We start from the raw sequence: 14,942 nt of genomic DNA on the forward strand, positions 1-14,942 counted from the left end.
CGCGGGTCCCCCCAAGCAAGCTGAGGCTCTCCTGGCTCGGCCGGTTCCCAGGAAGGCCCCCGGACTGGGACGTCCCCGGGAAACACATGAGAACCGCCCCGCAGCGCCCTGGGGAGGGGCTGCGGGGCGGTTCCGGTGGAGCGGACGAGTTCAGTTCGTGGAGCCCTTGAGCCGTTCGATGTGCTCGGAGGCCTGCGCCTTGGTGAGGTCCGCGGGCAGCTCCTCGCCGGCCTGCTTGGCCAGGGTGTCCAGGTAGGACTTCTGCGCGCCGGTCATGGGCTCGTCACCGCTGACCCAGGTGGAGGGGTCCTTCTCCAGCGTGGAGTCCTGGGCGTCCCCGGTGGCGCCGATGGTCTCGCCCTGGGGAGCGCCGTTCTGCGCGGCCCCGTTCTGGCTCATTCCACCCTGCGGTGCGCCGTTCTGCGCGGCGTCCTGGGGCACGGAGCCGTCCGGGGTGCCGTTCTCGAGGGGCGGCTGGGCGTTCTGGTCCTGTGGGTCCTGTGCGGGGGTCTCGGTCATGACTGCTCCTCGGGTGGGTGCCGGGCCGGTGACCCGGGCGGGTTCTGAAGGTGCCGGAGATGGTGCACACGTGCGGTGCCGGGCCTCGTGGCCGTGGCGCCGGACGCAGGCATTCTCCCTGTCGTGGTGTCGACCGTAGTGGTCCACGGCTCGGTTGGGGAGCCGGTTTCGCTCACGGCGCGCACGTCAGGCGGCCCCTCGGCGCACGATGCTGCGGTTGCTCCCGTCCTCCCGCCGGGTCCAGCCCTTGGCATCCAGGTGTTCCAGCAGCGGGATGGCCACGCGCCGCGTGGTGTCCCACGCCTGGCGGGCCTGGCTCGTGGTGAACGGCTGCGGCAGGCGGGCGAGCTCACGCATGGCCAGGGCGGGCGCCGTGGGCAGCAGCACGACGTCGCCCGGCAGCCGCAGCAGCCTGCCCAGCCGCTGCGCCGTGGCGAGTTCCCGGGGACCGAGCTGCAGGGCGGCGAGCTCGTGGGCCTCCGGGGCCGCGAAGGGCCGGCTCCGCAACCGGGCCTCCAACCGGGCCACAGCGGTCTCCGCCGCTCCGAGCCCGGTGCTGCGACCGGGAAGGGCGAGGTAGCCCTCACGGTCCTCGAGGCGGGCCCGCTCCACGACCGTGTCCAGGACGTGCGCGCCGGGTTCGCCGAGCACGGAGCGGGCGGCCCCGCGGGACAGTCCCGGAGCCAGGGGGTCGCGGTCGTGGGCGGCCGCCATGGCCGCGCGCAGGTCCGCGGCCCACTGCCGCAGCCGCGGCTCGTGGATCCACCAGCCGTGTGCGACAACGACCTCCGGTGCGCCGGGGGAACCCGCGGTCGCGGGTGGCGTGGTGGGCAGCCCGAGCAGCTCCAGGCGGCGTGCGGACACCGCCCCGTGCTTGACGGTCTCCGCCACGGGGTCCCCGCGATCGGGGATGGCGGCCAGGCGCTCGGCCTCGCGGGCGGCGGCACCGCGCCGGTCGAGCGCGGGCGGGTCCACGTCCAGCACCCGCGCCCCGCCCACGACCACGCGCGCACCGGGATAGCGCAGCACGAGGCGGTCACCGGGGACGAGGGTCAGGGGGTGCTCGAGCTGCAGCCTGGCGTGGTCCTCGTCCAGGGGTCGGATGCGGGCGCCCACACCCGCGGTGCCGGCGTGCACCACGAGCTCCTCCGGAACCTCGGTGAACGGTGCCCCGCGGTCCCGGCGGACCTCCAGGACGTCCGTGGTGGGCCAGGCGTCCGGGCTCAGCAGCACGTCCCCGCGGTGGATGCCGTCTCTGCCGGTGCCCCGCAGGTTCACGGCAACCCGGTTGGTGGGTCCGATCTCCTGCACCGAGGTGTTCTGGCTCTGCAGGGAACGCACCGTGACGTGCTGCTCCCCCGTGGGGCCCCGCATCGTCATGCGGTCCCCCGTGCGCAGCGTGCCCGCCGTGAGCGTTCCGGTGACCACGGTGCCGGCGCCGGAGATCGTGAAGGCGCGGTCGATCCACAGCCGGATCCGCGCGCGGGGATCCGGTGCGGGCGCCCGGGACAGCACGGCGTCGAGCGCGGCCCGGAACTCGTCCAGCCCCGTGCCCTCCTGCGCGGAGACAGCCACCGCGGGGGCGTCGCCCAGGCCCGTGGCGGCCAGTTCCGCGCGTGCCTGGGCCGCCACCGCGGCCACGCGGTCCGGCGCCCGGTCCGCCTTGGTCACCACGATCAGCCCGTTCGTGATGCCCAGTGCCGCGACGGCGTCCCGGTGGTCCCCGGACTGCGCCTGCCAGCCCTCGTCCGCAGCCACCACGAACACCACCACGGGAGCGGGACCCACCCCGGCGAGCATGTTCCCGAGGAACCGCTCGTGCCCGGGCACGTCCACGAAGGCCACGTGTCTGCCGGAGGGCAGCTCGGTCCACGCGAAGCCCAGGTCGATGGTGAGTCCGCGCTTCTTCTCCTCGTCCCAGCGGTCCGGTTCGATGCCCGTGAGCGCCCGGACCAGCGTGCTCTTGCCGTGGTCCACGTGACCGGCGGTTGCCACCACGTGCATCAGTCCAGTCCCTCCAGCGCGGTGCGCACGGCCTCCTGCAGTGCGCCGTCCTCGGACTCCGGGACGCAGCGCGGGTCCACGAGGCACGCGCCGTCGTGCACCCGGGGCAGCACGGCGGGCCGGCCCAGGCGAAGGGGCTGAGCCGCGGTCTCCGGCAGGCGCACGGCCCAGCCGTGCAGGGCAACCCCGGGGGCGCCTCCCCCGCCCACGCGGCCGTCGTGCGGCACCACCTCGGCGCCCACGGCGGCGGCCAGCGCCTCGGCGCGCTCGCGCAGCCGCGCCGGGTCCGCGTGCAGGGCGCGGGCGACGGGCGCCTGCGGGCCGCGCAGCGTGGCCTCGAGCGCCGCGAGTGTCAGCTTGTCCGCGCGCACGGCCCGCGCGAGCGGGAAGCGGGCGAGGCGCTGGACGGTCTCCGCACGGCCCAGCACGATGCCCGCCTGCGGTCCCCCGAGCAGCTTGTCACCGCTCGCGATGACGACGTCCGCGCCCGCCTCGAGTGCCTCCCACAGGCTGGGTTCGTGCGGGAGCGCGGGGTCCGGGGTCAGCAGACCACTGCCCACGTCCACCACGAGGGGCACCCCGAACTCGTCCGCCAGCGCGCGCAGCTGCGGCAGCGGCACGGCGGACGTGAAGCCGTCCACCCGGAAGTTGCTGGGGTGGACCTTGAGGAGGCACCCGGTGTCCGGTCCCAGCGCGTCCCGGTAGTCACCGGTGTGCGTGCGGTTGGTGGTGCCCACCTCGCGCAGCCGCGCCCCGGTGGACTCCATGAGGTCCGAGAGCCGGAACCCGGCCCCGATCTCCACGAACTCGCCGCGGCTGATCACCACCTCCCGGCCCGCCGCCAGCGCCGTGGTGGCGAGCACCAGTGCACCGGCACAGTTGTTGACGATCAGCGCGTCCTCCGCCGCCGGGCACGCGTTCAGCAGGGCCTGCCGCGCCGCGGCACCGCGCGTCGAGCGCTGACCGGTGCCCAGGTCCAGTTCGACGTCCACGTACCCCGAGGCGTCGAGCAGGGCCTGCCGCGCGGCGTCGGACAGCGGGGCCCGGCCCAGGTTGGTGTGCACCACCACCCCGGTGGCGTTGAGCACGGGGGTCAGTGAGCTCGCACCACGCGCGGTCAGCGCGGCGACGACGGCGGCCACGACGTCCTCCGGCGCGACCTCCCCCGCGCGGGCGCGCTGCTGCGCGGTGACGACGGCGGTGCGCACCACCTCCTCGCCGAGCCCCGCACCGGCGCGGAGGACCCCCGGATCCGCGAGGACCCGGTCCGTGCGCGGGATGCGGCGGCGGGGGTCCTCTGCGTTCACGGGGCTCCTCGGTGGCGCGGTGGTTGGCGGAGGCGGACGGGAATCGAACCCGCCAGACCGAGCTGCTCGGTCTCACCGGTTTTGAAGACCGGGGCGCCCACCAGGACACGGACGCCTCCGCCAGCGAATGTAGCACTGCGCGCGGACCCGTTCATTAGCAGGCTGTCCGGGCCGCTCCCTAGACTGGGGCCATGACTGATCTCCCCGTCGACCCGACCGCCGCACCGGAGGATTCCGCGCCGGGTTCTCCCCCCGGTGTGGGCCGGCTGACCGGGTACGCCCACGGCGGCGGCTGCGCCTGCAAGATCCCGCCTGGTGAACTCGAGGACGCCGTGCGCGGGCTCACCGGCCAGAACGCCCCGAACGTCCTGGTGGGCCTGGACGACGGCGACGACGCCGCGGCCGTCCTCGTGCGCCCGGACCTCGCCGTGCTCTCCACCGCGGACTTCTTCACCCCCGTGGTGGACAGCGCCTACGACTGGGGCCGGATCGCCGCGGCGAACGCGCTCTCGGACGTCTACGCCATGGGCGGCACCCCCGTGGTCGCGATCAACCTGGTGGGCTGGCCGCGCGAACTGCTGCCCATGGAGCTGATGTCCCAGGTGCTGCAGGGTGGTCTGGACGTCGCCTCGCAGGCGGGGTGCCCGGTGATCGGTGGCCACTCCATCGACGCCCCCGAGCCCACGTACGGGATGGCCGTCACGGGCACCGCGGACCCGCAGCGCCTGATGCGCAACGACGCCGCCCGGCCCGGTCTTCCGCTGACCCTCACCAAGCCGATCGGCGTGGGGCTGCTCAACAACCGGCACAAGGCCACGGGGGAGGTGTTCCCCGCGGCCGTCGAGACGATGACCGCCCTGAACCGGGACGCGTCCCAGGCCGCGCTGGCCGCTGGCGTGCAGGCGGCCACGGACGTCACCGGCTTCGGTCTGCTGGGCCACCTGTACAAGATGTGCCGCGCCTCCGGTGTGGGTGCCGTGCTCGACGCCTCGGCCGTCCCCCTGGTGGCCGGTGCCGCCGAGGCGCTGCGGGACGGGTACGTCTCCGGGGGCACCCGCCGGAACCTGGACTGGGTGCGCCCGTTCCTGTCCTCGGGTCCCGGGATCGACGAGGACCAGCTGCTCCTGCTCGCGGATGCCCAGACCTCGGGTGGTCTGCTGGTGGTCGGCGAGGTCCCGGGCTGCCCGGTGATCGGTGAGACCACGGTGCTCCCGGAGGAGGCGGGCGCGCTCGTCACGGTGCGCTGAGCACCAGGACGGCCCTGGCCGGTGACATGCGCAGGGGCGGACCGGTGAGGTCCGCCCCTGCGCATGATGGCCGTTCACGGTCGGGGACTAGGAACTCAGGCCACCGTGGTGATGGAGTCGTCCGTGATGCCCTGCGCGCGGCGCTTGTTCAGGCGGTTGCGCTGCGGGACCACGGTGTACTTGGGGTCCTTCACGGACTCCTTGCCGGCCCAGAACACGCCGAAGCGGGTGAGAGCGGACGACGCCATCAGCGCGGCGCCCGAAGCTGCGGCAACCCAGCGGCGTCGTCCGCCGAGGAGAGCGCCGAGACCACCGGCGATCGACAGGCGTTCGCTCCACTCGAGCCACGTGCCGGGCCTGCCCTGTTCGAGGGGTTCCGCGGCCACCGGATCCATGGCGCGCTTCATGACGCGCATGGCCGCGAGCTCACCGGCCACTCCGGCCACCGCGAAGACCCGCGCGGGACCGGTCTCGGCCACGGGTGTGGTGAGCAGTGCGAGACCGCCCGAGGCCAGGGACGCCGAACTGACGAAGACGAACGGGAGGTGTCCGTGCATCTCGTGCCACGTGGGGACGGAGGTGTCACCGAGCAGCACCGCGGTGTACGCGGCCAGGGGCGCGCCCAGCACACCGGCACCCACGCTCGTGGGCGTCTCCATGACGCGCAGCACGGGACGCAGCGGACCGAGCGGCAACCGTTCCCCCGTCATGCGGTCCACCTCGACGGCGGCGGCCACACCCGCGTTCGTGGCGAACACGGCGAGCAGCCACGAGCCCAGGCTCATGGGCGAGGTGGGCTTGAACGTGCGCATCATGTGCAGGAAGCGTTCGGGGCGCCCGAGATCCGCCACCAGGGCGATGGTGCCGAGACCCGCCGCACCCAGTGCACCGAGCCGGCCGTTGCGGCGCAGGACGTCGCGGCCGGTCAGGTGGCCGCCGAGGGCGAGGACGGACGATCCGCCCGCCAGTCCGCCCAGGAACAGGTACGCGGCGATCTTGGAGTCCCACGGCGGCGCCTTGACGATCGGGCGGCCGTAGTAGGACGTGAACTCCGGCTCGGGCACCATGGCCACTTCGCGGGAGCCGTCCCCGCCGCCGCGGCGGAACGCGCCGCCGCCGGGGGTGCGGTTCTTCCGACGCCGTGTGCGCCGCGGCTCCTCCGGCGGGCGGTAGCTGTCGTAGGGGGACAGGCTCATGCGCGATCACCCGCCGCGAAGGCCGCGACACCGAGTGCCAGCATGCCCGCCACGGCCATGCCCGCCCGCTTGTACATGCGCGGCAGGTCCGCGGTGGGAACCCGGGGATCCGGCGGCAGGCCGTAGACCTCCGGCTCGTCGAGCAGCAGGAAGATGGAACCGGTGCCACCCACGCCGTCCTTGGGGTTCGCGCCGTACAGCCGGGCCTCGGTCCGGCCCTGCTCGTGCAGCTGGGCCACCCGCTGCTGCGCGGACTCCAGCATGGTCTCCCGCTCGCCGTACTTGATGGAGGTGGTGGGGCACGCCTGCGCGCACGCGGGGGTCTGGTCCTCCTTCATACGGTCGTAGCACAGCGTGCACTTCTGGGCGATGCCGTCCTGCGGCACCTTCACGGTGTCCGGCATGGGTGCCGCACCGCGCTGCGTCTTGGGCTCCACGAGACCGTCGTCGCGGCGCTCGATCACGCCGAAGGGGCACCCGGCCACGCACGTTCCGCAGCCGTTGCAGATGTCCTCCTGCACCACCACCGTGCCGAACTCGGTGCGGAACAGCGCACCGGTGGGGCACACGTCCAGGCAGCCGGCGTGGGTGCAGTGCTTGCACACGTCCGAGGACATGAGCCACCGGAAGTCGGGGGTGTCCAGGACGGGGGAACCGTCCTCGCCGGTGCCCGCGGATGCACCGCCCGCTCCACCGGAGGAACAACCGCAGCCGCCCGTGGATCCGCAGCCACCGGCCGCGGGCGCGGTGGTCGCCGAGGACGGGCCCGCGCACGCGCACCCGGACCCCGCGGCGTCGTCCGCCGGCGCCGCCGAACCGCACGCGCACCCGCCGGCCGCCGGGGTCGACGCCGCCTGCGGGGGTCCCACACGCGGCATCCCCAGGTTCACCAGGGCGCGGCCGGACTCACGGGCCTCCTCGATGCGGTCCTGGGTCTGCTCAATGAACGCCACGTGGCGCCACGTGTCCGCGCCGAGCCCGCCGGTGTTGTCGTAGGAGGAACCCAGGATCTCGTAGTCCGAGTCCACCGGGTTGCGGTTCCACTCCTTGCACGCCACCTCGCAGGCCTTGCAGCCGATGCAGATGGACGTGTCCGTGAAGAACCCGCGCCGGGGATGCGGGTGGTCCCAGTGGGTGTCGTCCGCGAAGGCGGAGGTGGGCGTCATCCGGTCCGTGCTCACTTGTCTTCTCCCTGGTCCGTCGTGGCCGTCCCCGCCGTGTAGGCCGTGGACCGTCCGGCGACGTCCCCGCTGTCGCGTGCTCGCAGCGGATCGTCGTTCAGCTCGCGCTCCGGATCCGTGATGCGCTCCATGCCGGTCATGATCGTGAGGTTCGCGCGCTGCTGGTACTCGCGCACCAGCTCGTCACGCTGCGCCCCGCGCGGTCTGCGACCCGGACGGATGTCGCACGAACCCGTCTTGAAGTTCTGGATCTGCACGTTGGGGTCCAGCGTGATGCCCAGCAGGTCGTTGGCGCCGTCACCGGAGACCACGGCATCGCTGCCTGCACCCCAGTGGTAGGGCAGCCCGATCTGGTGGATGGTCTTGCCCCCCACCGTGAGCGGGGTCATCCGGTCCGTGACGAGCACCTTGACCTCGATGGCCGAACGCGGTGAAACGATCGTGGCCCACCCGTACGGCTCCAACCCCTTCAGCTCCGCGAGCTCGGGTGAGATCTCGCAGAACATCTCGGGCTGCAGCTCGGACAGGTACGGCAGCCACCGGCTCATGCCACCGGCCGTGTGGTGCTCGGTCAGCCGGTAGGTGGTGAACATGAACGGGTACACGTCCGTGCCCGGTGCCTCGCCGCTGGGGGCGGAGAGGTTGTCCTCCCGCGGGAACATGACGCGCGTGGGACTCTGCTGCTGCGTGTACAGCGGATTGTCCACGGGCGATTCCTGCGGTTCGTAGTGCGTGGGCAGCGGACCGTCCAGCATGCCCTTCGGGGAGAACAACCATCCCTTGCCGTCCGCCTGCATGATGAAGGGGTCGTCACCGGCCAGGGCGTCGGGGCCGCCCTGCTGCGGGTCGGGATGGCTTCCGGGCTCCCGGTCCAGTGGGAAGTCCGGGTTGTCCTTGCCCGTCCAGGTGTGGTTCTCCTCGTCCCACCACACGAGCTTCTTGCGCTCGCTCCAGGGCTTGCCCTGGGGGTCCGCGGAGGCACGGTTGTAGAGGATGCGACGGTTCGCGGGCCACGCCCACGCCCACTCGGAGGCGATCTCGTCCTGCACCTGCCCGGGCACGCGCATGGCGGCTCGGTTCACACCGTCCGCATAGATGCCCGTGTAGATCCAGCATCCGCCGGCCGTGCTCCCGTCGTCCTTCATCTGCGTGTAGGAGCTCAGGGGCTTGTCGGCGTCCGGGCCCGTGAGGAACCGGCCGTTGATCTCGGCCAGGACGGCCTCGGCGTCCGGCTCCCCCTCCTCCGTGAGCGGGTAGTCCCAGGTGAGGTCCTGCAGTGGACGGTCACGGGGATCGTCCGAGTCTGCGACCCGCGCGCGGATGCGCTTGCCCAGCTCGTGGAAGAACTCCAGCTCACTCTGCGCGTCCCCCGGCGGGGTGACCGCCTGGTGACGCCACTGCACCAGACGCTGGGTCTGGGTGAACGAGCCGGACTTCTCCACGTGCGTGGCCGCGGGCATGAAGAAGACCTCGGTGTCGATGTCCTCGGTCCTGAGTTCACCGGAGGCGATCTCCGGGCCGTCCTTCCACCACGTGGCGGACTCGATCATGTTCAGGTCCCGCACCACGAGCCACTTCAGGTGGGACATGCCCATGCGCTGCAGCCGCCCGTTGGCGGAGCCCACCGCGGGGTTCTGACCCAGGAGGAAGTACCCCTCCACCTGGTCCTTGAGCATGGCCATCAGCGTCTGGTACGTGCCGTGCGCACCGTTGATGCGCGGGATGTAGTCGTACGCGTAGTCGTTCTCGGCCGTGGCGGCGTCCCCCCACCACGACTTGAGCAGGTTGACGGCGTAGGACCGGGCGTTGGCCCAGTACCCCTTCTGGTTGGTGGTGCGGATCCCGTCCACGTAGTCGTCCAGGGTCTGCGCCGTCACGGACGGCATGGGCAGGTATCCCGGCAGCAGGTTGAACAGCGTGGGGATGTCCGTGGAGCCCTGGATGGTCGCGTGCCCGCGCAGGGCCATGATGCCGCCACCGGGGCGCCCCATGTTGCCCAGCAGCAGCTGCAGGATGGACGCCGTGCGGATGAACTGGGCGCCCAGCGTGTGCTGGGTCCACCCCACCGCGTAGGCGAAGCACGTGGTGCGGTCCCGGCCGGAGTTCTCCGTGACCGAGCGCGCCAGGTACGCGAAGTCCTCCTCGGAGATGCCGCACGTCTCCCGCACCATCTCAGGGGTGTAGCGCGAGAAGTGGCGCTTGAGGATCTGGAACACGGTGCGCGGATGCTGCAGGGTCTTGTCCCGCTTGGGCGTGCCGGTGCCGACTGGGGCACCGCCGCTGCCGAACTGCTGCCCACCGGCCTTCGCACGCTGCTCATGACCCTTGGCGTGCTCCTCCGCGCCCTCGTGGCCGGAGCCGTCGTCCTCGGTCTGGTAGGCCCACGACCCCAGGTGGTAGGAGCCGCTCTCCGGGTCGTAGCCGGAGAACAGCCCGTTCAGGTCCTCGGCGTCCTCGAAGTCCTCGCTGATCAGGGTGGCGGCGTTCGTGTAGGAGACCACGTACTCGTGGAACCACAGGTCGTTGCTCAGCACGTAGTTGATCAGCGCACCGAGCAGCACGATGTCCGAACCCGCGCGGATGGGCAGGTGCTTGTCCGCCACCGCAGAGGTGCGGGTGAACCGCGGGTCCACGTGGATGACCTTGGCGCCGCGCGCCTTGGCCTCGGCGACCCACTGGAATCCCACGGGGTGGCACTCGGCCATGTTGGAGCCCTGGATGACGATGCAGTCCGCGTTGGCCATGTCCTGCAGGGACTGGGTGGCGCCACCGCGTCCGAATGAGGTTCCCAGACTGGGAACCGTGGCAGAGTGTCAAATCCTGGCTTGGTTCTCGATCTGTACGGCACCGGCTGCGGTGAACAGCTTCTTGATCAGGTAGTTCTCTTCGTTGTCCAGCGTGGCCCCGCCCAGGGAGGCGACACCCATGGTGCGCCGCAGGGGACGGCCCTCGTCGTCGGTGTCCTGCCAGCCGCGGCGTCGTGACTCCAGGAAGCGGTCCGCGATCATGTCGATGGCCTTCTCGCGCTCGAGCGGCTGCCACTCGGAGGCGCCCGGTGCGCGGTACAGCACCTGTGTCTGCCGGCCCGGGGAGTTGACGAGCTGCTCGCTCGCCGATCCCTTGGGGCACAGGCGACCGCGGGAGATCGGGGAGTCCGGGTCCCCCTCGATCTGGACCACGCGCTCGTCCTTGACGTAGACCTTCTGGCCGCATCCCACCGCGCAGTACGGGCAGATGCTCTGCACCACGCGGTCCGCCGTGGCGGTGCGCGGGGTGATGTCACGGGTGCGTTGGGACTGCACCGCGGAACTGCGGCCGGTGTGGTCACCGGTTCGGAGCTGGCGGATGACCGGCCACTCCAGCGGGCTGAATCGAGACATGCGGCAAGCTTAGACCCTTCCTCCGACACGCACGGGAAGCACGTGTGTGGCAGGACCCGATCTCGGGAGCGCCCCCGGACGTGCCGGACGGCCGGGACCCGCAGGTCCCGGCCGTCCCAGCAGTCACCGCACCGCGCGGGCGGCGCCGTGGCCCGTCCTCACTCCATGGGATCGGAGGGTTCCGCCGCCCCGTCCTGCAGCGAGCGGTTGACCTCTCGGTCCGCCTGGGGATCGTCCACGAGCGCCGCGATCTCGGGGTCCTCGGTCTCGGCGGGGGTGTCGGGCCCGGGGACGGTCTGCTCCTCGGCCACCTGTTCCACGTCCGCCTCCTCGGGGCGCTTGAGGGGGTCCGCGTCCTCACCCCACTGGGCGTCGTCCTCCTCCCACGCGGAGTCCTCGTCCCCGGTGGTTCCGATCAGCTCGTCCTCGCGGAAGGTGTCCCCCGTGGCCTCGGGGTCGTCGAGGGGGTTGGGATCCGGAATGGGCTGCGTCATGGGTTGCTCCTTGCCAGGTTCTCGACCGACGCGCTGTCACGCGCACCGCCAGACTACGGCGCGACCCTCCCGCGCCTCCAGCCTGCGCGCTCAGCGCGGCGGGCGGCGTCGGTGTGCTCCGGGTCCTCCGAGGACGACGACGCCGCCGCGGCGTCTTCGAGCCGCGCCGCGGCCGCGCGCACCTCGTCCCGGTCCACGAACGGGACCCGTGTGCCGGGCGGACCGATCTCCATCCACCGCTCGTGGCCCTTGCCGTAAAGGGCCACCGTGCCGTCGGGGCCCGCGAGCTGCAGGGCGGTGCGGATCGCGTCCCGACGCGTGGGCGTCTCCACGACCCGCGGCTCGGGCAGCCCCGCGGCGCGCCGGGCCCACACGGCGGCCTGCACGCCCCGCATCACGGCCGCGCGTATGGCCGCGGGGTCCTCGGAGCGCGGGTTGTCGTCGGTCACCACGACCACGTCCGCGCCCGCTTCCACCACCGCGCGGCCCGTGAGCTCGCGCTTGGAGGTGTCCCGGTCCCCTCCGCTGCTGGCCGTGACCACGAGTCTGCCCCGGGTCCGGGCCTGCAGCGCCGACACGGACTTGGCCGTGGCGTCGGGGGTGTGTGCGAAGTCCACGAGTACCGTGGGCCACTGCGGCCCCAGCTCCACCCGGTCCATCCGTCCCGGGACGCCGACCGGTCCCGCCAGCGCCCGCACCACGTCCTGGGCGGCGTGGCCCGACCCCAGCAGCATGAGGGCCGCCAGCGCGGTGTTCACGCGGTTGTGCTCCCCCGGCAGCGGCGAGCGCAGCGCCAGGTCCCCCCGTGCGCCCCGCAGCGTGAACTCGTCCTGTCCCGTGGCACCGTGGACGTGCCACGTGGCGGCGACGTCGGCACGGGTGCTCAGCGTGACGGTAGCCAGCCCCCGACGGCGGGCGAGCCGGTCGAGCCGCCGGCCCGCGGCGTCGTCCACCACGATCACGGCGCGGGAGGCGAAGCGCGGGGTGAACAGCCGGGCCTTGGCCTGGAAGTAGGACTCCATGTCCCCGTGGTAGTCCAGGTGCTCGTGGGTGAGGTTCGTGAAGGCCACGGTGTCGAAGCGGATGCCGTTGACCCGTCCCTGGTCCAGGGCGTGGCTGCTGACCTCCATGACGGCGGCCGCGTTGCCGGCCGCGAGCATGCGGGCCAGCACGTCCTGCACGTGCGGAGCCGTGGGCGTGGTCATGCCACTGGGTTCCCGCTGCGTGCCTATCACGGTCTCCGGGGTGCTCAGCAGTCCCGGTCGCAGGTCCAGCCGCCGCAGCGCAGCCTCCAGGATGAACGCCGTGGTGGTCTTGCCGTTGGTTCCGGTGACCCCGTAGACCGGCAGGTGGTGGGAGGGGTGCCCGTTCAGCAGGGAGGCGATCGGTCCCAGCACGGCGCGCGGATCGTCCACGACGAGCACCGGAACCGCCGGGGCATCGGGAAGCATGGCCGCGCCCGCCGGATCCGTGAGCACGGCCACCGCCCCGGCCGCCACGGCCTCCCGGGCCCTGGTGGCGCCGTGGTGGCGGCGCCCCTTTAGGCCCACGAACAGGTCTCCGGGGCGCACGTCCCGGTGGAACTCCGTGACGCGGCGCACCGTGATCCCGCGCGCGACACCACGGTCACGCCCGCGCAGCGCGGCTCCCGCGTACTCCGCCAGTTCCTCGACGGACCGCTCGTGCGGCACGCACGTTCCCATTGCCCGACTTCCCCTCCGTCGTCGCACCTGCCCGGCACGGCCGGGTCATAAGACTACTGATGAGAGCCACCGGAGGCCCCCGAGATATTCCTGCCCGGCCCGAAATGGGGACAGTCTGTCGACATATTCCCATGCAATGACATACGGATGTTGCAGAAGGGAACAAAAGCGGGCACGCTGATGCCGTACCCGGCCGTCGCGGGTCCACCCAGCCTGAGAGGTCCACCATGAACCGGTCCCGGAAACTCACCGTCGTCGCCCTGCTCGTGGTGCTGGGGGCGGGTCCCCTCACGGCATGCGGCTCCGACTCCTCCGAGGAACCGCGGTCCATGTCCACGAACTCCGTGATCGACGGCGGGCCCACGTCCGGGATCCGTTCACAGGCGGCGTCGCAGGCACCCTCGAGCGTGCCCACGTCCGCACCCGAGGTGACGGACCGCCAGACCGAGATGGCGTCCCCCGCAGGGGAGGCCGTGGGTCGGGAGGGGGCCACGGCGTCTGCGGAGCCGAAGAACAAGCGTGCCAAGTCTCCCGACCACTCGGCCTCCTGTGGCTCTGACGATGCACAGACGGCGATCGACAAGAACATCATGAAGGCCCCGTCCCTCAACGGGACGAAGCCCGTAGCCGGTGAATGGACCGTGGAGGACAGTGACGGGTATGACGCGTGTGCGACCCTCTCATGGGTCACCCTGATCGGCGGGGGCAGTGGTTCATCCATTCGGCAGCAGATGCTCTTCCACTACGGCGACTACCTGGGCACCACCACTGCCGAGCCCATCGGCTTCCACCCCGCCACGGTGCGACTCACCGATTCCTCCATCCGGGTCACGTACACCTACACCAAGGATGGCGAGAGCAACGCCGAGGCCAGCGGCCGAGCGGTCTCCACCTACACTTGGAACCCGGACACCGAGTCCATCGACCACGCGGGCGAGTGGCCCCCGGGCATTGGCTGACGGGCCGCCACCGGACCGGCACCGACCCGGCGCAACCATGCAGCCCAGGAGTGTGACTCAACCGTAACCCTGCAAGAAAACTCGGTGTGACGTGCGGAGATGCACCCACCCCAGCACCCAGGAGCGTCGCGCAACCCGCTCAACGGGGCGTTTACTATTGCACATCCACGACTGAGCTCCCAGTGTGGATACACGTCGCCGAACGGTGACCGTACGGAGAACACAAGGAGTCACGTCATGGGACACCTCACCCGTCTTTCCACCCGCACCACCGCCGCCGCTGCCGGCGCCCTCCTCCTGGCGGGTGGCCTGGCGGCCCCGCTCTTGCCGGGGGTCCTGGCCCGGGCTCCGACCCCGCACCCCCTTCGGTCTCGTGCGGAGCGGAGACCGGGGCCCAGCAGCTGGCCCGGTGGGGCGGCACGCTGCCCCGGCCGTTCAGCGGGGGCAGCACCACCGACAACGCGTGGGACCTCGACTCGGCGGACACTTCCACGTACAACAAGTGTGCCGAGCTGTCCTGGATCACACTGACGGTCAAGGGCGCCACGGCTTCGTCCCCGCACGTGGTCCTGCTGTTCCACAACAACGAGTACGTGGGCACCACGACCATCGACTCCTTCGGGTTCGAGCCCACGGTCGTACGGGTGGACACCAGCACCCTGGACATCATCTACCACTACATGCTCACGGGGGACTCCAACGCGCAACCGAGCGGGCTGGCGCACAGCACGTACACGTGGGACTTCAGGACCGACGTGCTGAGCGAGCACGGCGACCTGCCCCCGGGTCAGAAGTGACACGGGTCCACAAACCCGACTGCGCACGCGGGGCCGACCACCAGCACGGTGGTCGGCCCCGCGTGTGCGTCCCGGCGCGAGCCGTTGGACCGGCGGTGTCTTGCGCGTGCCGTGAACGGGGACCGGGTGTCCTGGCCGCAGCGGATCGGGCGGCG

General features: G+C 72.0%; 11 protein-coding genes and 1 tRNA gene. 3 read left to right on the plus strand and 9 right to left on the minus strand.

The window, feature by feature from the left end; translation table 11 throughout:
- Positions 1-150: 150 nt before the first annotated feature.
- From C1C97_RS04135 to C1C97_RS04150, 4 genes are all read right to left on the minus strand, one after another.
- On the minus strand, positions 151-399 hold the full coding sequence (locus C1C97_RS04135; RefSeq protein ID WP_233542769.1) for a DUF3072 domain-containing protein: 249 nt from the start codon (positions 397-399) through the stop codon (positions 151-153).
- A 306-nt stretch (positions 400-705) separates the two neighbouring features.
- Complete coding sequence (gene selB, locus C1C97_RS04140) at positions 706-2,523, minus strand: selenocysteine-specific translation elongation factor (protein WP_110919289.1); 1,818 nt, start codon at positions 2,521-2,523, stop codon at positions 706-708.
- The gene (selA, locus tag C1C97_RS04145; protein ID WP_121030117.1) at positions 2,523-3,830 is read right to left on the minus strand and encodes an L-seryl-tRNA(Sec) selenium transferase; all 1,308 of its coding nucleotides are present in this window, start codon (positions 3,828-3,830) and stop codon (positions 2,523-2,525) included. The genes selB and selA overlap by 1 nt, the downstream gene beginning before the upstream one ends.
- Before the next feature lie 24 nt (positions 3,831-3,854).
- Positions 3,855-3,949 (minus strand) — tRNA-Sec (locus tag C1C97_RS04150).
- Between the two features lie 72 nt (positions 3,950-4,021).
- On the opposite strand from C1C97_RS04150, the gene selD reads away from it, so the two are divergent.
- Positions 4,022-5,077, plus strand: coding sequence for a selenide, water dikinase SelD (selD, locus tag C1C97_RS04155; protein ID WP_110919287.1), 1,056 nt, complete (start codon positions 4,022-4,024; stop codon positions 5,075-5,077).
- Between the two features lie 95 nt (positions 5,078-5,172).
- Here selD and nrfD read toward each other — a convergent pair whose 3' ends face one another.
- From nrfD to C1C97_RS04185, 5 genes are all read right to left on the minus strand, one after another.
- Positions 5,173-6,273, minus strand: coding sequence for an NrfD/PsrC family molybdoenzyme membrane anchor subunit (gene nrfD / locus C1C97_RS04160; protein ID WP_110919286.1), 1,101 nt, complete (start codon positions 6,271-6,273; stop codon positions 5,173-5,175).
- Positions 6,270-7,439: a 4Fe-4S dicluster domain-containing protein gene (locus tag C1C97_RS04165; protein ID WP_110919305.1), complete on the minus strand. Its 1,170-nt coding sequence runs from the start codon at positions 7,437-7,439 to the stop codon at positions 6,270-6,272. The genes nrfD and C1C97_RS04165 overlap by 4 nt, the downstream gene beginning before the upstream one ends.
- An 11-nt stretch (positions 7,440-7,450) precedes the next feature.
- Positions 7,451-10,834 carry a formate dehydrogenase gene (gene fdh, locus C1C97_RS04170; RefSeq protein ID WP_199712168.1) on the minus strand — a complete coding sequence of 1,128 codons (3,384 nt, stop codon included), beginning with the start codon at positions 10,832-10,834 and terminating at the stop codon, positions 7,451-7,453.
- 158 nt (positions 10,835-10,992) lie between these two features.
- Entirely contained in the window at positions 10,993-11,328 is a 336-nt protein-coding gene (locus C1C97_RS04180; protein WP_110919283.1) for a hypothetical protein, read from the minus strand.
- Positions 11,329-11,381: 53 nt separating this feature from the next.
- Positions 11,382-13,019 carry a Mur ligase family protein gene (locus C1C97_RS04185; RefSeq protein WP_158591129.1) on the minus strand — a complete coding sequence of 546 codons (1,638 nt, stop codon included), beginning with the start codon at positions 13,017-13,019 and terminating at the stop codon, positions 11,382-11,384.
- Between the two features lie 239 nt (positions 13,020-13,258).
- On the opposite strand from C1C97_RS04185, the gene C1C97_RS04190 reads away from it, so the two are divergent.
- Positions 13,259-13,990, plus strand: coding sequence for an LppP/LprE family lipoprotein (locus tag C1C97_RS04190; protein ID WP_121030123.1), 732 nt, complete (start codon positions 13,259-13,261; stop codon positions 13,988-13,990).
- Between the two features lie 422 nt (positions 13,991-14,412).
- On the plus strand, positions 14,413-14,787 hold the full coding sequence (locus C1C97_RS04195) for an LppP/LprE family lipoprotein (RefSeq protein ID WP_267897590.1): 375 nt from the start codon (positions 14,413-14,415) through the stop codon (positions 14,785-14,787).
- Positions 14,788-14,942 lie beyond the last annotated feature (155 nt).

It is taken from the genome of Kocuria tytonis (genome assembly GCF_003226895.2).
Classification (GTDB): Bacteria; Actinomycetota; Actinomycetes; order Actinomycetales; family Micrococcaceae; genus Kocuria; species Kocuria tytonis.